We start from the raw sequence: 17,477 nt of genomic DNA, 5'->3' as shown, positions 1-17,477 counted from the left end.
ACCTTCGTTCACCGACGCGCATAGCGAGGACCTCTGCCCATGAGGCCGTCTTCTCCATCCCTTGATCCCAGGCCGGGGGCCCTCCGTCGTCGGCGGGCATCCGCAGCCGCGATGCTTCCCGCGGCAGGCGCCGTGGTGCTGTCCCTGGGGGCAGGACTGATCACCGCTCCAAGTGCCTTCGCGGCCGGCTCGCCGAGTCCCGTGCCGAAGCCCGCCTCCAAGGCCGAGCCCACCGCCCAGCAGAAGGCGGTGGAAGCCGCGCTGGCGCAGGCCAAGCGCACCGGAAAGCCGGTGGCGATCGAGGGTCTGACCACTGCCGACTCTCAGACGTTCGCCAACCCCGGCGGCACGCTCACCACGGATGCCACGGCCTCTCCGGAGCGGGTGAAGCAGGCGAACGGGTCGTGGCGGGCGATCGACACCACGCTCCGGGTCAACGCCGACGGGACGATATCCCCGGCGGCCGTTCCTTCCCCGTTGAGCATCTCCGGTGGCGGCAGCGGGCCGATGGCGACGATGACCACGGCCGACGGCAAGAAGCTGGCCTTCAAGACGCCCTTCAAGCTGCCCAAGCCGGTCCTCGACGGCAACGACGCCCTCTACAAGAACGTCCTGCCCGACGTCGACCTGCGCCTGACCGCCACCCAGCTCGGCGGCTGGAGCCAGGTCCTGATCGTCCACACCGCGCAGGCCGCCGCGAACCCGGCGCTGAAGAAGATCCGCCTCGGTGTCGACGCCCCGGGACTGAAGACCACCGCCGACGCCGCGGGCAACATCAGCTTCAACGACGCCCAGGGCAAGGCCCGCTTCACCAGCCCCACCTCCTTCATGTGGGACTCCACGAAGAAGCCCCTCCCCGAGGCAGCGTCCGCCCCGCAGGGCAGCAGCAAGAGCAGCAAGAGCGGCAAGTCCGCGGCCGCGAGCGGCACCGACGCCCCGCCGTCGGCGCCGGCCGCCGCCGACCGGGTCATCGCCTCCAGCGCAGACGCCCCCGGCGACACCGCCAACGTCAAGCCCATCGGCGTCAAGGCCGATGCCACCGGCATCGACCTGATCCCCGACACCTCGCTCCTCGGCCAGGGCGCCGGCCCCTGGTACATCGACCCCGGCGTCAACCCCTCGGTGAACAACGCCACGCGCGCCTGGTCACAGGTGCAGGAGGCCTACCCGGACACCAACGAGTTCAACGGCACCGCGGACGGCCAGAACACCCCGGCCGCCGGCTACTGCGGGTACTCCACCTGCACCCGCAAGGGCCGCGAGCGCGCGTACTTCCAGGTCGGGATCAGTTCGACGATCTACGACACCGAGGTTCTCGACGCCCGGCTCCACGCCACCGTCGTCTCCTCCTCCAGCCCCAGCACGTCCACGCCGATGGGCCTGTATCAGACCGGTCCCATCAACAACCCGACCACGTGGAACAACCAGCCCTGCGACAAGAACTCGCGCATGGGCGGCAACTGCGTCAAGATCGGCGGCATCAACATCTCGGGAACGGGTGACGTCCAGTACGACGTCACCACCCAGATGCGGAACGCCGCCCGCGACAAGTGGCCCCACTTCACGTTCGGTTTCGCGCCGGACGACGAAGGCAACATGTACTACCGGCAGCGGTTCAGCAACAGCCCGCGCGTCACGGTCACGTACGACATCCGTCCGACCATCAGCAACCCGCGCACCGAACCCACCCCCGGTTTCGCCGCCACCGACACCTACGCCGCCTGCCGCACCGCCGGCGCCGTGAACCCCTGGGACAACCCGGGCTGGGTCGGCCTCAACTCCGACACCTCGGTGAAGGTCTTCACCCAGTCGCTCACGGGGCGCCTGCTCCAGACGAACTTCGCGCTCGTGGACGAGGACGACAACGGCAGCGCCCAGTACGTCAACACCGGCTGGAACAGCTCTTCCGGTGATGTCACGGCCCACTTCGGGGCCCTGAAGGACGGGCACAAGTACTACTGGTTCGCGAACACGCAGGACGACACCCTGTGGAGCGCCGACAGCGAGCGCTGCTACTTCTTCGTCGACCGGAGTTCGCCCTCCGCGTCGGTGGCCTCGACCGACTTCCCGGCCTCCGGTACCACCGGCGGTCACCCCAAGCGCGTCGGCGAAGAGGGCAGCTTCACCCTCGCCGGTGCGGACAACACCCCGACCAACGGCAGCACCCGTAGCTCGGGCCTGGCCTGCGCCCGCTGGACGACGGACCCGGTGAAGGCGGCTTCCGACTGGAAGTGCACCGACTCCGACCCCCGGATCGTAAAGACCTTCACGGCCGGCAAGGCAACCGTGAAGTTCACCCCGCAGGCCTGGGGCACGAACTACCTGTACCTCCAGACGCAGGACAACGCGGGCAACATGTCCCAGCCCGTCGTCCACAGCTTCTACGTCCCGTCGAACCCGAACAGCCCCGCGCCGATCTTCGGCGACATCAACGGTGACAAGAAGGCCGACGTCGTCCTCGCCGACTCCGCCGGCAACATCCGCCAGATCAACGGCGGCGGCGACCCCGCCGCCTCACCCGTGGCCCTCGCCCGCTCCAGCGTGAGCGGCAACGGCTGGAACGGCATCCAGCTCACCCACCGCGGCAGCCTCGGCAACAAGAACGTCGACGACCTCCTCGCCCACGAACCGGGCAAGCCCAACCTCTACAACTTCACCAACAACAACACCGGCCTCGTCGACGGCCAGGCACCCATCAACGTCGCCAAGCCCAACGCCTGCGCCAAGACCGACTTCACCCCCATCGACTGCGCCGCCCACGGCTTCTCCACCGCGAACTGGACCAACGTCACCCAGATCGCCGCCTACGGCTCCGTCACCGGAGACAGCAAGGCCGGACTCCCGAACTCCCTGCCCCAGAGCTCCCTCCTCTTCGTGGAGAACGGGCGCCTGTGGCTCGCCATCCCCGGCGCCACCCACCAGCTCGACTCGCCGGCGATCCTGATCTCCGCCAACGACACCAAGTGGGACGGCTACGAGCTGCTCACCCCGGGCCGCGCCAAGGGCACCAACTTCGCGACCCTGTGGGCCCGCAACAAGACCGACGGCGGCACCCTGCACGCCTTCGCCATCACCGGCGGCACCCCCGAGGCCCCGGTCCTGACCGCCGCCACCAACCCCGCCGCGGGCCTCATCACCGGCAAGATCGACCCCGCCCGCTACCCGCGCGTCGGCTCCGACGGCGACCTCACCGGCGACAACATCCCCGACCTCTGGGCCGTCGACAAGGAACAGCAGCTCGTCGCGTTCAACGGCGTGGGCATCGCCCCCAACGGCACGAGCATCCTCTACCCCACCGTCACCGGCATCGCCCCCACCTTCACCCTCCAGGGCAACCTCAACACCCCCACCCACCAGTGGAAGCTGAACACGGCGACCGCAGGCAAGACCCCCAGCGCCGACGGCAACAAGACCCCCGCCACCATCGCGGGCGTCACCTTCCCCGCCGCCGAGACCATCGACGGCCGTAGCACCTCGTACGCGGCGTTCAACGGTGCCCAGGCGACGATCACCGCCACCGGTGCTTCCATCGACACCCGCAAGAGCTTCACCCTCAGCACCTGGGCCAAGGCCGGCCCGAACGGCGGCCTGATCGCGAGCCAGGACAACACGCGCAACAGTGCCTTCACCCTCTACGCCGACGCGGCCACCTCCTCCTGGAGGTTCGCCATGGCCAGGGGCGACGTGGACGGCTGGGCGTACGACTGGTCCGACAAGGTCAACGACGCGGCCCGGTTCCAGGCGAACACCTGGACCCGTCTGTCCGCCGTCTACAACGCCGAGACCGGCCTGATGAGTCTGTACGTCAACGGCGTCCTCGCCGCGAGCGGCAACCACGCGGCCGCCGCCAGTCCGGCGCCGACCGGACCGCTGGTCCTGGGCCGGTACAAGGTCAACGGGCAGCCGGACTACTTCGGCACCTTCGTCGGCGGCATCAGCAACTTCGCCGCCTACCCCTACGCGGCCGCCCCCACCGCCACCGGCGCGACCACCAAGATCTCGCTGACCGCGAGGGGTGCCAAGTGCGCGGACCTGGCCTCCGACGGCAGCACGGTGCAGATCTGGGACTGCAACGAGATCAGCGGGGGCCTCGCCCAGCAGTTCGAGGTCCGGGCCGACGGCACCGTGCGCATCCAGGGCAAGTGCATGGACGCCAAGGACGCCGGTACCGGCAACGGCACGCCGATCCAGGCCGTCGACTGCCACAACCACCCGGCGCAGCAGTTCCTGCCCCGCGCCGACGGCAGCCTCTACAACACGGTCTCCGGTCGCTGTCTCGACCTGAACGGCGGTGACACGACGAACGGGATCCAGCTCCAGCTCTGGGACTGCAACCAGACGGACCCGCAGCGCTGGTCCGTCACCGCCCTGGCCACCGCGCCGCTGCCCGTGCCGAGTTACGACGCGGCAGCCTGACTCGGCAGCAGTTCCGGCACGACGGCGGCCGCTCCTCCCATCCGGGAGGGGCGGCCGCCTCCGCATGGGTGGGTTACGCCAGTAACTTCGTTCGAGATTGGGTGTGATGTGAGGTTTGGCGGTGAGTTGATCACGCTTGAGGGGGAACAAGGCAGTCTGGGCTGGTTTCTTGATGATCACCTGCGCCAGGGTGGGCACACGACGTCGCGTCCACACCCCCGGCGGTTCGGCCAACCGTCTTGGACCACAGCCGTTTTGCTTATCTGGAGGACTTGAATCATGGCAAGCACCCGCAGCATCCGCGTGATGGCGGCCGCCGCATCGCTCCCCCTCGCCTTCGCGCTCCTCTCGGGCGTCGCCCAGGCCGACAACGGGGCCGGTGCGGCAGGGACCGCGTCGAACGCGGCCCTCGCCGGCGTCCTCGGCAGCGGGGTCGGCGGCAGCAACCTCGGGAACTCCTCCACCGCCCAGCAGGTCGCCTCGGGCTTCGGCGCCTCGAACCAGAACAACGGCGCCCAGGCCAACGGTTCGGGCTTCACCGCGATCGGCCAGTCCAACGCGCACGAGTCCTTCATCTACAACCCGCTCCCGTAGTGCCGGCCGGGGCCCCCGCCCCGGTCGCACAGGTCCGCCGAGCCCCGCCCTCCCCCCGGAGGGCGGGGCTCGGCGCATCGGGCGAAGTAGGGCCGAGCGGCCCGGCCGTACGGGACCTTCGGCAGCGGAAAAGCGGTCCGGGGGTGGGCTAGCTTGCCCGAGTGGGCATGTCGCGCGTGCGTCGGCGAGACCCCACCCGAGAGAGAGGCGCCCGCATGACCGGCACCGAACACCGCGTCCTGCCGCTCCGGCTCGAGGCCGCGACCGCGCCCGTCCCGGTGCGGGGCGTCTTCGTGTACCGCACCGAGCGGCCGTACGAGATCTCCCTCGACTTCGAGGGTGCCGGGATGCACCTCGCGCGCTGGGTCTTCTCCCGGGAACTGCTGCTCGACGGCCAGATCTGCGCCACCGGCGAGGGCGACATACAGGTGTGGCCGCGCTGGAAGGGCACCGAGCCGCGCGTCTTCCTCGCCTTCAGCAACGGCGAGCAGTCGTGCGTGGTGTCCGCCCGGGCCAAAGACGTACGGGAGCTGTGCCGCCGGATGACCGAGCTGGTGCCGCGCGGCCAGGAGCACCGGTACTACGACCTCGACGCCGAGCTGAGCGCCCTCCTGCCCAGCTGAACCGGGTAAACGCGATCAACCGGGTGAGCCCGGCGAACGCGGCGAACCCGGTGCAACCACGACCGTAGCGGGCGCGTCTTCACGGGTGACACCGTTCCCCGTCTCTCGGAATCGAGGGGACGCCATGAACCGTCCACGCCGCCGGCAGGCCACCGCACTGGGGTTGGGCGCACTGCTCTCCGCCATGCTCGCCTTCGCCGCCCCGGCCTCCGCCGCAGCCACGACCGCCGCCGCCACCACTACCGCCACCACGATCACTCCGCTCGTCGTCAATGCCCGCTGGGGCGGGCACTGCACGTACGACCGCGTGGTCATCGACCTGCAGGGATACGTACCCGAGGTCACCGTCACCCGCGTCCCGTCGCTGATCTACGACGGATCCGGCAAGCCCGTCCCGCTGCCCGGGCGGTACTTCCTGGAGATCCGCCTGCACCCCGCCGCCGGACACGACGACGCGGGCCGCAACGTCTACCGCGGGCCCAAACTCCTCAAGATCTACCTGCCCAAGCTGAAGGGCATCGCCCTGACCGGCGACTACGAGGGGTACGTCACCTTCGGCGCCGCCTTCGACACCAAGCCCGCCTACACCTCGTTCAAGCTGCACGCCCCGGAGCGCTTCGTCCTGGACATCGCGCACCCGAACGTCTGCTGAGCACGCCGGCGGGAGGAGTGAAGAGGGAGGCGGGACCGGGGGCTACCGGTGCTCGGGGTTCGGGAAGTCGAAGCGGCAGCCCGCGTCCCACAGGGAGCGCTGGTTGCCGTGCGCCGGCATCCCGCCGGACCGCTTGAGCAGAGCGGCCAGGTGCATGAGGTTCCAGCTCATGAAGGCCGTGTTCCGGTTGGTGAAGTCGTTCTCGGGTCCGCCGGATCCGGGGTCCAGGTACGAGGGCCCGGGTCCGGCCTCGCCGATCCATCCGGCGTCGGCCTGCGGGGGGATCGCGTAGCCGAGGTGCTGGAGGCTGTAGAGGATGTTCATGGCGCAGTGCTTGACGCCGTCCTCGTTCCCGGTGATCAGCGCCCCGCCCACGCGCCCGTAATAGGCGTACTGTCCCTGCTCGTTCAGGATCGAGGAGCAGGCGTAGAGCCGCTCGATGACCTGCTTCATCACCGAGCTGTTGTCCCCGAGCCAGATCGGGCCGCACAGCACGAGGATGTCGGCGTCCATGATCTGGCTGTAGAGCACCGGCCACTGATCGCTCTCCCAGCCGTGGTCGGTCATATCGGGCCAGACACCGGTGGCGATGTCGTGGTCGACGGCCCGGATGAGCGAGGTCCGGACCCCGGCCGCCTCCATCACCGCGCGGCTCTTGTCGATCAGGCCCTCGGTGTTGCTGGGCTCGGGCGATCGCTTGAGCGTGCAGTTGACGTAGACGGCGGTGAGGTCGGAGTAGTCGAAGGAGTGCGCGGTGTCGGTAGCCACCCGTCCAGCCTCTCCGGGGCCCGGCGCGGCCGCCACCGGGCCGCGCCCGTCCGGGCGACCGGGCGACCGGGCGACCGGCGCAGGCGATGAGGACCTCGCGGCCGGTTCGTCCGTACGGAAGGGCGCGCCGAAGCGGGCAGCCGGGCCCGGGCTGCCACGGATCCGTGGAACTCCGTTTCCACGCGGGGCCATTGAGGCAGACGGCAGCCGCACGGGCACACGGCGTGACGCACAAGCGGAATCCGGTCACCACCCGGCGCGATCGGGGCGGGTTGTGACCGGTCCGCGCGGCCGACTAGGGTCAGCGGGCCTTGGTGTTCGGGAAACCGGTGGGAAACCGGTGCGGCCCTCGCCACTGTGATCGGGAAGTCCGGCTCCACTCCTGCGGGAAAGCCACTGGGCTGCGCGGGAGGTTCCGCGCTGCCCGGGAAGGCGGAGCATGGACATCAACCCGTGAGCCAGGAGACCGGCCGGGGCGCGTTGTCCATCCACGAGGTGCTGGAGAGGTCTCCCTACTCATGCATATAGCCGAGGGGTTTCTGCCCCCTTTGCACGCGGTCGCCTGGGGCGCCGTGTCCGCCCCCTTCGTCGTCCACGGCGTCCGCTCGCTCACCCGCGAGGTGAAGGCCAACCCGGAGAGCACGCTGCTGCTCGGCGCTTCCGGAGCGTTCACTTTCGTCCTGTCCGCCCTGAAAATCCCCTCCGTGACGGGCAGTTGCTCGCACCCCACGGGCACCGGGCTCGGGGCGATCTTGTTCCGGCCGCCGATCATGGCGGTGCTCGGCACGATCACCCTGCTGTTCCAGGCCCTGCTGCTGGCGCACGGCGGGCTCACCACCCTCGGCGCCAACGTCTTCTCGATGGCCATCGCCGGCCCGTGGGCGGGCTACGCCGTCTACCGGCTGCTGCGGAAGTCCGGTCTCCCGCTGATGGTCACCGTGTTCTTCGGCGCCTTCTTCGCCGACCTGGTCACCTACTGCGTCACCAGCGTGCAGCTCGCCATGGCCTTCCCGGACCCGGCTTCCGGTTTCCCGGGCTCGCTCGCGAAGTTCGGGGGGATCTTCGCGGTCACCCAGATACCGCTGGCCGTGAGCGAGGGGCTGCTGACCGTCCTGGTGATGCGGCTGCTGATGGCGTCGAGCAAGTCGGACCTGGTCCGGCTGGGCGTCGCGAAGCTGACCTCCGCCCGTACCGAAGAGAAGGCGGCGGCCTGATGAGCGGGATGTCCAAGAACGCGAAGATCAACACGCTGCTGCTGCTCCTGGTGGCGGCGCTGGCCGTCCTGCCGCTCGCCCTGGGGCTGGGCGAGGGCAAGGAGGAGCCCTTCGCCGGCGCCGACGCGCAGGCCGAGGTGGCGATCACCGAGCTGAAGCCGGATTACGAGCCCTGGTTCTCCCCTCTGTACGAGCCCCCTTCCGGCGAGATCGAGTCCGCGCTGTTCGCCTTGCAGGCGGCGCTGGGCGCGGGCGTGCTCGCCTACTACTTCGGCGTCCGCAAGGGCCGCCGCCAAGGAGCGGCCGCCGCCGCTGCCGCCGCCGCCCCGGAGGCGTAGGCGGTGCTGCCGATCGACGTGGCCGCGCACGGCAGTCGCTGGCGCGGTCGGCACCCGCTGGAGAAGGCCCTGCTCGGGGTCGGGCTGACGGTCACCGCCGTGTGCCTGCCGCCCTGGCCGGGCGGGCCGCTGGTGGCCGCCGCCACCCTCGCCGTGCTGCTCGGCCCGGCCGGGGTGGCCGGCCGGCAGCTCTGGCGGGCCTTCCGGATCCCGCTCGGCTTCTGCTTCACCGGGGCGCTGCCGCTGCTGTTCGCCGTCGGGGGCCCGGCGGGTCCGGTGTCCCTGGCCCCCGACGGCCCCCGACTGGCCGCCGAACTGCTGCTGCGCACCTCGGCGGCCTCGCTCGGACTACTGCTGTTCGCCTTCACCACCCCGGTCTCCGACGTACTGCCCCGGCTGGTCCGGGCCGGGGTGCCGGCCCCGGTCGTAGACGTGGCCCTGGTCATGTACCGGATCGGCTTCCTGCTGCTCGACTCCATGGCCCAGGTCCGCCGGGCCCAGGCGGCCCGGCTCGGGCACACCGGCCGGGCGGCGGTGTGGCGTTCCCTGGCCGGGCTCGCCGCCACCTCCTTCGTACGGGCCTTCGACCGCGCGGCCAAGCTCCAGGCGGGGCTGGCCGGACGCGGTTACGACGGGGCGCTGCGGGTCCTCGTACCGGAGGCGGCCCTGTCGTGGCGCTTCCTGACGGCAACCGCCGGCCTGCTGGCGTCCCTGATCACCCTGACCCTCACCCTGAAGGGGCTCTCCCTGTGAACCCGTCGCTGCCCCCCTCACCCCACCCGGTGGTGGAACTGTCCGGCGCGGGCTACGCCTACGAGGACGGCCCGGCGGTCCTGACCGGCGTCGACTTCGCCATCGCGCCGGGCCGGGCGCTGGCCCTGCTGGGCCGCAACGGCAGCGGCAAGACCACGCTGATGCGGCTGCTGAGCGGCGGCCTGCGGCCCGGCGCGGGATCGCTGCGGCTGGACGGCACGGAGGTCTCGTACGACCGGGCCGGCCTGACCCGGCTGCGCACGTCCGTCCAGCTGGTGGTGCAGGACCCCGACGACCAGCTGTTCGCGGCCTCGGTGGAACAGGACGTGTCCTTCGGCCCGATGAACCAGGGGCTCCCCGCTCCGGAGGTCCGCGCCCGCGTGGACTCGGCCCTCGCCGCGCTGGACATCACGCACCTCCGGGACCGCCCCACGCACCTGCTCTCCTACGGGCAGCGCAAGCGTGCGGCGATCGCGGGGGCGGTGGCGATGGCTCCGCGGGTGCTGATCCTGGACGAGCCGACGGCCGGCCTGGACCCGGACGGCCAGGAGCGGCTCCTCGACGTCCTCGCGGGACTGCGGGCCTCCGGCACGACGGTGGTCATGGCCACCCACGACGTGGACCTGGCGGTGCGCTGGGCCGACGACGCGGCGGTCCTGACCCCGGCGGGCATCCGCTTCGGCCCCGCCGAGCCCCTCCTCTCGGACCCGCCCCTCCTCACCTCGGCGGGCCTGCGCCCGGCGTGGTCCCCGGCGGTGACGGCCTTCCTGCGCGCCCACGGCCACCTGGCGGCGGGCGCCCCCGGACCGCGCGATCCGCAGACACTGGCCGCCTGGGGGCAAATCTAGGATGGCCGCATGTCGCTCCCGCACGCCATCCTCACCGCCCTGCTCGAGAAGCCCTCGTCGGGGCTGGAGCTGACCCGGCGGTTCGACAAGTCGATCGGGTACTTCTGGTCCGCGACGCACCAGCAGATCTACCGCGAGCTCGGCCGGCTGGAGGAGGCCGGGCTGATCCGGGCGCTGCCCAGCGAGGGGCCCGTGCGGGGGCAGAAGAAGGAGTACGAGGTGCTGCCCGCCGGGAGCGGGGAGCTGGCGCGATGGGTCGGGGAGCGGCAGGATCCCAAGCCGGTGCGGGATCCCCTGCTGCTGCGGATCCGGGCGGCCGCGGTGGTGGGGCCGCAGGGGCTGGCCGCGGAGCTGCGGCGGCATCTGGAGCTGCACCGGGCCCAGTCGGCCGTGTACGAGGGCATCGAGGAGAAGGATTTCCCGGCCGGCCGGGACTCCGACGAGGACCGGTTGCGGCGTGTCGTGCTGCACGCGGGAACCGGGTTGGAGACGTTCTGGCTGCGCTGGCTGGAGGAGGCCCTCGCCGAGGTGGAGGGCATGGCCGCCGAGCCGCGGCAGGCCTGACGCGCGCCCCCGGCCCGGCAGGGGCCGGGGGGCGGCGCGGGGGCTTACTTGTTCAGGGAGTCCCAGAACTCGTCGAAGCTCAGCAGGCCGTCGCCGTTCGAGTCCTTGGCCGCTATCACGGCCTCCGCGACCGGGCCGGCGAAGGGGTCGCCCATCGCCGCCATCGCCGAACGGAACTCGTCGGCCGTGACGAAGCCGTCACCGTTCACGTCGAACTTGCCGAACGTCGTCCGTGCGTTCTCGATGTCCGCCACTGGGTCCACCCCTTCTTGGTGCTTGTTGACCGGCTCAGGGTAGCGGCATGCCCGGCCCCCTCACGCCCCGGGTCCCGTTCGAGCGGCAGATAGAAATTCAATTACTCTTCCGTAGTGCGGAAGCGATAATTCCAGCCAACAATTCAAGCCCCCACTTGTCACGCTCCGGGACCACGGCATAACGTAGCGACATTGCCGCCACACCGGGAGCGCAGGGCTCCCAGGGACAAGCGGCAACAAGGGCGATCACACAGGTGACGATCACAGCTGACGCATCATTCGAAGTTCTGCCCTTCACCCGCACTTGCCACCACATCTGGGAAGACGGCGACCATGTGCTCATCGGAGTGAGTCCTGGGAACAGCTACTTCAGCTCCGAGCGCATATCCGGCCTCACCCGATGGGCCACGACCCGGTTCGCACAGGTCGACTTCGTCTACGCAGACCTCCACGTGGACCGGATGTTCGCCGCCTTCGGCTACACCCAGGAACACGCCGAGAAGCGTGCGACGAAGGAAATCAAGGCAGTCCGGCGAAGGATTCTCAAGGGCGTGGAGGAGTCAGGGCCTCTGCATGCCGAGATCCGAGTGAGGGCACTTTCGGAGTTCCAGACGAACCCCGTCTACCAACTTCTGCACAGACGCGTACTCCATTTCCTGGAGTCCGACGACGAATTCCGCAAGGGCTGCGAGGAAATGGCCCTGCACTTTGTCGGATCCAAGTTGCCGGAAGGTGAATCAATCACCGACGCACAGTTGCAGGTGTGTTTCGATTACATGGCAGCCGAGCTGCCGTTCTTCATCGACACCCCGAGCATTCTCGACGTGCCGTCCTCCGTGGCGGCCTACCACGTCAAGATGCCGATGACCGACGTCCTCTTCGCGCGCGGTGGGGGCCTGCGCGCGACGAGGAACCAGGCATACGCCGTGGTACGGCCCGAGGCGGCCGAAAAGGCACAGAGCAACCCGAACAACCCGAACCCGAACCACCTGAACGCGAACACGCACGCGCACACCGCACCAACCGAAGGGACCGTCGATGAGCGTCGAGCAGCTTGAGGGCACCGGGCCGACCGCCGAGCCCCTCATCGACTTCCCCCTCTCCCGGCGCGGTGACGTGCTCCCGGAGGAGTGCACCTGGCTCCGCGAGAAGGCGCCGGTCGCGAAGGTCCGTACCCTCACCGGGGACCCGGCCTGGCTGGTGAGCAGCTACGCGCTGGCCAAGCAGGTGCTGGAGGACGAGCGCTTCAGCCTCAAGGACACGGCCAATGCCGGTGTCCCGCGCCAGTACGCGCTGACGATCCCGCCCGAGGTCGTCAACAACATGGGCAACATCAACAGCGCCGGACTGCGCAACGCGGTCATGAAGGCGCTCAACCCGCGCCAGAAGGGCCTGCAGGACTGGCTGCGCGCGAAGGCCGGCGAGCTCATCGACCAGCTCCTCGCCGAAGGGGGGCCCGCCGACCTGCGGGCCGGGTTCGCAGATCCCTTCTCCGCGGCCATGCACTGCCAGGTGCTGGGTGTGCCGTTCGAGGACTGGCGGCGGCTGATGTCGGGGCTGGACGTCGCGTTCATGACCGCTCGCGAGCCGTTCTCCGACTCGGCGCTCAACTGGTACAAGGACGTCGGCTACTTCGAGGACCGGCTGAAGGCGCAGCTGGCGCTGCCTGCCGAGGAGCGTACGGGGCTCCTCGGCAAGTTCGCCGAGCTGAAGGAGGCGGACCCGGAGTCGGCGCATCTGACCGACGACATGTTCGCCACCGTCGCCGTCTCGCTCTTCGGAGCCGGCGCCGTCTCCACCTCCGCGTTCCTGACCCTGGCGGTCCTGGCACTGCTGCAGAAGCCCGAGCTGATCGGGTACCTGCGCAAGCACCCGGAGCGCATGGGCAAGGCCGTGGAAGAGCTGCTGCGCTGGAACCTGTCCGTGGGCGACGGCCTGCCGCGCATCGCGATGGCGGACATCCAGGTCGGGGACGTGCTGGTCAAGGAGGGCGAGCTGGTCCTCGTCCTGCTGGAGGGGGCCAACTTCGACCCGGAGGCCTTCGAGAACCCCGACGAGCTGGACCTGGAGCGCGAGAGCTCCAGCGCCAACCTCGCCTTCGGCGCCGGCCGGCACTTCTGCCCGGCCTCCGCGCTGGGCCGGGCGCACGCCGAGATCGCGCTGGAGGTGCTGGTCGAGCGGCTGCCCGAGCTGCGTCTCGCGGTGCCCGCGGAGAACCTCGTGTGGCGGACCGGCTTCATCAAGCGCCTTCCCGAGCGGCTCCCCGTCGCCTGGTGAGGAGGCGGCGGTGAGCGGCCCAGAGTGCCCCGGGAGCTGTGCGAGCTCCCGGGGCACGCCCGTTCCCTCTCTGCTCGCGCGCTCGCGTCCTACCGGAAGATGCCGGTGTGGCCGAGGGAGTAGCGGCCGGGCTGCGGGTAGACGGCGAGGCCGTGCGGTCCACCGCCCACGGGGATCTTGGCGAGCTGATTGCCGGTGGTGGTGTCGATGGCGTAGACCTCGGAGTTGTAACGGCCCGAGAGCCACAGCACCTTGCCGTCGGCGGAGACCCCGCCCATGTCGGGGCTGCCGCCGTCGGGCAGTTCCCACTTCTTGGTCAGCTTGTTCTGGGTGAAGTCGAAGACGGAGACGGAGCCTTCGCCCCGGTTGGAGACGTACATCTCCTTGGAGTCGCGGCTGACGTAGAGGCCGTGGCAGCCCTTTCCGGTGGGCAGCAGCTTGGGGGTCTCGAACTTGTCGCCGCCGAGCACCCACATGCCGTGCGCCATCATGTCCGCGACGTAGAAGGTCTTTCCGTCCGGCGAGACCTTGACGTCCTGCGGCATCGCGCCCTCGAAGGGCAGTTTCTGCTGGCCGACGACCTCCATCTTCTCGGTGTCGACCTTGAGCAGTTCGCCGGAGAACTCGCAGCTCACGATGAAGTAGCGGCCGTCCGCGGAGAAGTCCGCGTGATTGACGCCGAAGCAGGTCACGGGGACGGTCTTCACGCGGTCCATCGTGTGCGGATCGCGGAAGACCAGCTCCTTGTCCATCGAGGCCATGACCACCGCGTACTTGCCATTGGGCGTGAAGTACAGGTTGTACGGGTCGTGCACCTCGACGGGCTTGCCGGCCTCTCCGGTGGCCGGGTTGATCGGGGTGAGCGTGTGGCCCCGGTTGTTGTTGACCCAGAGGGTCTTCATGTCCCAGGACGGGACCACGTGCTGGGGCTGGATGCCGACGGGGATGGTGTCGATGACCTTGTAGGTGACCGGGTCGATGACGGACACCGTGTTGGAGGAGGTGTTCGGCACGTAGACGCGGGACGGGAAGTCCTTGACCACCGGGGAGAGTTTGTTCGGCCGGTCCGCCGCGTACACGTCGTTCGGATCGAGGAGCGGCGGCATTCCGGCCAGGCCCGGCGGCGCGGCCGGTACGGCCTTGACGGGCGCGGCGGGCCCCTTCGTGCCGAGGGCCTCGGCGGGTCCCTTGTCGGCCGCTCCGCAGCCGGTCAGGGCGGCGAGGACCAGGCCGGCCAGCAACGCGGTGGCCTTCCGGGGAAGGCGGGTGGTCGTCATGGGGTCAGCAGCTCCGTGGTGGTCACCGCGCGCAGTTTGCGGCGTGCGAGTTCTTCGAGGAGGGGTGGCATCGCGTCGACCGTGTCCGCGTAGCCGAAGTGCAGGCTCACCACCGATCCGCCTTGGATCGGGCCGATGACGGTGCGGATGACGGCCGCGGCACCGGGCGAGGTGAAGTCGAGGGAGTCCACGTCGTACGAGAGGACGTGCGGGTAGCCCGCCCGCTGGGCCAGTTTTCGCACCAGGGGGGTGGCGTACTGGGTCTGGGACGGGCGGAACCAGGTGCCGATGGATCCGGTCAGCCGTTTGAGCCGGTCGGCGCAGCCGGTGATCTCGGCGTACGCCTGCTCCTCGGGCATGGTGTTGATCGCGAGGTGGCGCTGGGTGTGGTTGCCGAGCTCGTGGCCGCCGTCCAGGATCCGGCGGGCCATCTCCGGGTGGGCGTCGAGCCAGGCGCCGATGGCCAGTACGGTGACCCGCGCGCCCGCCCTTTCCGCTTCGGCGAGCACCGCCTTGGCGATGGCGGGGTCGCCGTTGCCGTGGAAGGTGAGCGCGACGCCGGGCCGGCCGCGGGGACCGTGCCCGATCTCCACGGGCTGGCCGGCGAACCGGCGCGGGGCGGGGGCCGCCTTGCCCCGGGCCGCCGCTTTGTCCGGGGCGGCCTTCGCCGGGGCCGCGGGGCCTGCGGGGGCCGTCCCGGAAACGGACGGCCCCGCAGTGGTGGGGGCGTCCGTGCCACAGGCGGAGGCGAGGACGCCGGCGGCGACCGCCGCGCCGGCACGGAGAGCGGATCGGCGGTCCGGGTAGCAGAGCACCCGCCCATTTAAGGGGTGGATGCCCGTGTAGGTATTGATTGACCCAATTCAGGACCTTCGGTCGAACCGGGTCCACCCGCCCACTGTCCGCTATGTGATCAACGATTCACGCAGAGCGGCCGATCTTTACACACTGATTACGAGGCCAGTGGCCCACCTCACCTAAGATTTAGGTAGAAAGTCTTAGGATATGCACACTTATGTCCAACTTGGGACTTTTGGCATTTGGTCCCTCTTCTGCCATAGTCGGAATCACGGCTTCCCGTTGACCCGAGCGAAGTCCCTGCCGAGGATCACACCCCCTTCGATCCTCGGCACACCCATGAAACCCCCGCAGCGCCCCACAACGGCGACAGGGGGTTTCTGGCATTCAGGGGGTACTCGGCGGTCGGGCAGCGCTCAGTGGTCAGGCGGCGCTCAGCGGTCGGCGACCCGCATCTCGAACCAGGTGATCTTTCCGCGCGGCAGCAGGTCCGCGCCCCAGCGGTCCGAGAGCTTGTCGACGAGGAACAGCCCCCGGCCGGTGGTGTCCATCTCGTGGACCGGCATGAGGCAGGGCAGCCCGCGCGAGGGGTCGCGCACCTCCACGCGGATCCAGCCGCGCCGCCTGAGCATCCGTAAACCGAAGGACCGGGCCCCCGTATGGCGGACGGCATTGCCCACCAGCTCCGAGACGAGCAGGACCGTGTGCTCGGCGATCTGCGGCGAGAGCCCCCACAGGCGGACGACCACGCACTGCGTGAGCCGGCGGGCGGTGCTCGCCGACTCCGGCATCGACGGCAGCGTCACTTCCGCCTCGGCCGGGTTCCCGTACAACTCCAGGGCTTTTAGGCCGAGTTCGTCTTCCAGGGCCGCCGTGAGCCGTACGGCGGAAGCGCTACTGCGCTGCCGCGGCTGTTCCACACCCTCCAGACCCGCCATGCACCCATCATGGAGGGCCGGTACGGCCGTTCGGGCCGTTCCGCAGGAAAAGACCCCCCGGGATCTCTGATTCCGAGGGGTCGTCCTGGCATATGCAATCGGCAACCCGTCGGCCACCGCACCCCGCTGACCTGCGGTGACGTACCGCGAGGTGGTGATCACCCAGAGTGGATCACCGGCTCGCCTTAAGGGTGCCTTAAGGCCTGGCTAATCCACCCACAGGAATGACCCCGACACGGATCCGGGCAGGGATCCGCGCAGGGATTCCGGGCGGGGTTCCCGACAGGGCTTCCGACAGCGCTCCCGACAGGGCTCCCCCTAGAGGAACTTGGCCTTGCCCGGCCCCTCCTCGACGAAGCTGCGCATCCCCCGCTCGCGGTCCTCGGTGGCGAACAGCCCCGCGAACCAGCCCCGTTCGATGGTCAGACCGGTGTCGATGTCGGCCTCCAGACCCGCGTCCACGCACTCCTTCGCGGCGCGCAGCGCGAGGGCCGGGCCCTGCGCCAGCTTCGCGGCCCACGCGTACGCCTGCTCGTAGACCTCGGTGGCCGGGACCACGCGGTCCACGAGGCCCAGGGTCAGCGCCTCGTCGGCCTTGACCATGCGGCCCGTGAAGATGAGGTCCTTGGCCTTGGAGGGGCCGATCAGCCGGGACAGCCGCTGGGTGCCGCCCGCGCCGGGGATCAGGCCGAGCAGGATCTCGGGCTGGCCGAGCTTCGCGTTGTCGGCGGCGATCCGGTAGTCGGCGCACAGGGCCAGCTCGCAGCCGCCGCCCAGGGCGTAGCCGGTGACGGCCGCGACCACGGGCTTGGGGATCCGGGCCACCGCGGTGAAGGCGTCCTGCAGTCCGCGGGACCGGGCGACCATGGCCGCGTGGTCCATCGTCTGCATCTCCTTGATGTCCGCCCCGGCCGCGAACACCTTCTCGCCACCGTAGATGACGACGGTGCGGACGTCCGCCCGGTCGGTCGCCTCCACCGCGAGCTCGCGCAGCCGGTCCTGGGTGGCGATGTCCAGGGCGTTCATGGGCGGCCGGTCCAGACGGATGACGCCGACGCCTTCGGAGACTTCGAGAGAGATGGTCATACGGGAAGGTTAGCGCCGGTTAACGCCGGGTGGCCCGGTGCTGTGGGTCACAGCACCGGGCCACCGGACGACGCGCG

At 70.0% G+C, this 17,477-nt stretch carries 17 protein-coding genes and 1 riboswitch; of the genes, 11 read left to right on the top strand and 6 right to left on the bottom strand.

Going from position 1 to position 17,477, the window contains the following annotated elements; genetic code table 11:
• Window positions 1–111 precede the first annotated feature (111 nt).
• The 4 genes from OG247_RS29520 (at window position 112) to OG247_RS29505 (ending at window position 6,285) form a co-directional block, all read left to right on the top strand.
• The gene (locus tag OG247_RS29520; protein ID WP_327255049.1) at window positions 112–4,416 is read left to right on the top strand and encodes a ricin-type beta-trefoil lectin domain protein; all 4,305 of its coding nucleotides are present in this window, start codon (window positions 112–114) and stop codon (window positions 4,414–4,416) included.
• Between the two features lie 279 nt (window positions 4,417–4,695).
• Window positions 4,696–5,010 carry a hypothetical protein gene (locus OG247_RS29515; RefSeq protein ID WP_266904246.1) on the top strand — a complete coding sequence of 105 codons (315 nt, stop codon included), beginning with the start codon at window positions 4,696–4,698 and terminating at the stop codon, window positions 5,008–5,010.
• 215 nt (window positions 5,011–5,225) lie between these two features.
• Window positions 5,226–5,633 carry an SsgA family sporulation/cell division regulator gene (locus OG247_RS29510; RefSeq protein WP_327255048.1) on the top strand — a complete coding sequence of 136 codons (408 nt, stop codon included), beginning with the start codon at window positions 5,226–5,228 and terminating at the stop codon, window positions 5,631–5,633.
• Between the two features lie 184 nt (window positions 5,634–5,817).
• On the top strand, window positions 5,818–6,285 hold the full coding sequence (locus OG247_RS29505; protein ID WP_442813667.1) for an AMIN-like domain-containing (lipo)protein: 468 nt from the start codon (window positions 5,818–5,820) through the stop codon (window positions 6,283–6,285).
• A 42-nt stretch (window positions 6,286–6,327) separates the two neighbouring features.
• Here OG247_RS29505 and OG247_RS29500 read toward each other — a convergent pair whose 3' ends face one another.
• Window positions 6,328–7,053 carry a flavodoxin family protein gene (locus OG247_RS29500; RefSeq protein ID WP_327255046.1) on the bottom strand — a complete coding sequence of 242 codons (726 nt, stop codon included), beginning with the start codon at window positions 7,051–7,053 and terminating at the stop codon, window positions 6,328–6,330.
• Window positions 7,054–7,348: 295 nt separating this feature from the next.
• Window positions 7,349–7,542: riboswitch (cobalamin riboswitch) on the top strand.
• A 29-nt stretch (window positions 7,543–7,571) separates the two neighbouring features.
• Here OG247_RS29500 and OG247_RS29495 point away from each other — a divergent pair.
• Genes OG247_RS29495 through OG247_RS29475 form a run of 5 tightly spaced genes read left to right on the top strand, consistent with a single transcriptional unit; the run spans window position 7,572 to window position 10,770 of the window.
• Window positions 7,572–8,267: an energy-coupling factor ABC transporter permease gene (locus OG247_RS29495; RefSeq protein ID WP_327255045.1), complete on the top strand. Its 696-nt coding sequence runs from the start codon at window positions 7,572–7,574 to the stop codon at window positions 8,265–8,267.
• Entirely contained in the window at window positions 8,267–8,605 is a 339-nt protein-coding gene (locus OG247_RS29490; RefSeq protein ID WP_442813450.1) for an energy-coupling factor ABC transporter substrate-binding protein, read from the top strand. Before OG247_RS29495 ends, OG247_RS29490 begins: the two co-directional genes overlap by 1 nt.
• Window positions 8,606–8,608: 3 nt before the next feature.
• Window positions 8,609–9,358 (top strand): cobalt ECF transporter T component CbiQ, encoded by a 750-nt coding sequence (gene cbiQ / locus OG247_RS29485; RefSeq protein ID WP_327255044.1) that lies wholly within the window; start codon window positions 8,609–8,611, stop codon window positions 9,356–9,358.
• Window positions 9,355–10,206, top strand: a complete 852-nt coding sequence (locus tag OG247_RS29480; protein ID WP_327255043.1) for an energy-coupling factor ABC transporter ATP-binding protein — start codon at window positions 9,355–9,357, stop codon at window positions 10,204–10,206. The genes cbiQ and OG247_RS29480 overlap by 4 nt, the downstream gene beginning before the upstream one ends.
• A gap of 9 nt (window positions 10,207–10,215) precedes the next feature.
• Window positions 10,216–10,770, top strand: a complete 555-nt coding sequence (locus OG247_RS29475; protein WP_327255042.1) for a PadR family transcriptional regulator — start codon at window positions 10,216–10,218, stop codon at window positions 10,768–10,770.
• A gap of 44 nt (window positions 10,771–10,814) precedes the next feature.
• Here OG247_RS29475 and OG247_RS29470 read toward each other — a convergent pair whose 3' ends face one another.
• Window positions 10,815–11,024, bottom strand: a complete 210-nt coding sequence (locus OG247_RS29470) for an EF-hand domain-containing protein (RefSeq protein WP_327255041.1) — start codon at window positions 11,022–11,024, stop codon at window positions 10,815–10,817.
• A gap of 254 nt (window positions 11,025–11,278) precedes the next feature.
• On the opposite strand from OG247_RS29470, the gene OG247_RS29465 reads away from it, so the two are divergent.
• Both OG247_RS29465 and OG247_RS29460 read left to right on the top strand, forming a co-directional pair.
• Window positions 11,279–12,082, top strand: coding sequence for a tRNA-dependent cyclodipeptide synthase (locus OG247_RS29465; protein WP_327255040.1), 804 nt, complete (start codon window positions 11,279–11,281; stop codon window positions 12,080–12,082).
• Window positions 12,063–13,301, top strand: a complete 1,239-nt coding sequence (locus OG247_RS29460; RefSeq protein ID WP_327255039.1) for a cytochrome P450 — start codon at window positions 12,063–12,065, stop codon at window positions 13,299–13,301. The genes OG247_RS29465 and OG247_RS29460 overlap by 20 nt, the downstream gene beginning before the upstream one ends.
• Window positions 13,302–13,390: 89 nt before the next feature.
• Here the strand turns inward: OG247_RS29460 and OG247_RS29455 are convergent, their stop codons facing one another.
• The 4 genes from OG247_RS29455 to OG247_RS29440 all read right to left on the bottom strand — a co-directional run bounded on the left by OG247_RS29455 (window position 13,391) and on the right by OG247_RS29440 (window position 17,400).
• Window positions 13,391–14,578, bottom strand: a complete 1,188-nt coding sequence (locus OG247_RS29455; protein WP_327255038.1) for a YncE family protein — start codon at window positions 14,576–14,578, stop codon at window positions 13,391–13,393.
• A complete protein-coding gene (locus tag OG247_RS29450; protein WP_327255037.1) occupies window positions 14,575–15,393 on the bottom strand; it encodes a polysaccharide deacetylase family protein in 819 nt (272 codons plus the stop codon). Before OG247_RS29450 ends, OG247_RS29455 begins: the two co-directional genes overlap by 4 nt.
• Before the next feature lie 417 nt (window positions 15,394–15,810).
• Window positions 15,811–16,314: an ATP-binding protein gene (locus tag OG247_RS29445; RefSeq protein ID WP_254384318.1), complete on the bottom strand. Its 504-nt coding sequence runs from the start codon at window positions 16,312–16,314 to the stop codon at window positions 15,811–15,813.
• Between the two features lie 318 nt (window positions 16,315–16,632).
• On the bottom strand, window positions 16,633–17,400 hold the full coding sequence (locus OG247_RS29440) for an enoyl-CoA hydratase/isomerase family protein (protein ID WP_327255036.1): 768 nt from the start codon (window positions 17,398–17,400) through the stop codon (window positions 16,633–16,635).
• Window positions 17,401–17,477 lie beyond the last annotated feature (77 nt).

It is taken from the genome of Streptomyces sp. NBC_01244, assembly GCF_035987325.1.
Lineage (GTDB): Bacteria > Actinomycetota > Actinomycetes > Streptomycetales > Streptomycetaceae > Streptomyces.
The sequence above is the reverse complement of the archived record's forward strand: the minus strand, read 5'-3'. Positions and strand labels throughout refer to the sequence as shown.

Coding starts and splice junctions, on each gene's coding strand:
- OG247_RS29520 (WP_327255049.1), top strand. CDS start 112: ATGCTTCCCGCGGCAGGCGCCGTGGTGCTGTCCCTGGGGGCAGGACTG.
- OG247_RS29515 (WP_266904246.1), top strand. CDS start 4,696: ATGGCAAGCACCCGCAGCATCCGCGTGATGGCGGCCGCCGCATCGCTC.
- OG247_RS29510 (WP_327255048.1), top strand. CDS start 5,226: ATGACCGGCACCGAACACCGCGTCCTGCCGCTCCGGCTCGAGGCCGCG.
- OG247_RS29505 (WP_442813667.1), top strand. CDS start 5,818: ATGCTCGCCTTCGCCGCCCCGGCCTCCGCCGCAGCCACGACCGCCGCC.
- OG247_RS29495 (WP_327255045.1), top strand. CDS start 7,572: ATGCATATAGCCGAGGGGTTTCTGCCCCCTTTGCACGCGGTCGCCTGG.
- OG247_RS29490 (WP_442813450.1), top strand. CDS start 8,267: ATGAGCGGGATGTCCAAGAACGCGAAGATCAACACGCTGCTGCTGCTC.
- OG247_RS29475 (WP_327255042.1), top strand. CDS start 10,216: ATGTCGCTCCCGCACGCCATCCTCACCGCCCTGCTCGAGAAGCCCTCG.
- OG247_RS29460 (WP_327255039.1), top strand. CDS start 12,063: ATGAGCGTCGAGCAGCTTGAGGGCACCGGGCCGACCGCCGAGCCCCTC.
- OG247_RS29455 (WP_327255038.1), bottom strand. CDS start 14,578: ATGACGACCACCCGCCTTCCCCGGAAGGCCACCGCGTTGCTGGCCGGC.
- OG247_RS29445 (WP_254384318.1), bottom strand. CDS start 16,314: ATGGCGGGTCTGGAGGGTGTGGAACAGCCGCGGCAGCGCAGTAGCGCT.
- OG247_RS29440 (WP_327255036.1), bottom strand. CDS start 17,400: ATGACCATCTCTCTCGAAGTCTCCGAAGGCGTCGGCGTCATCCGTCTG.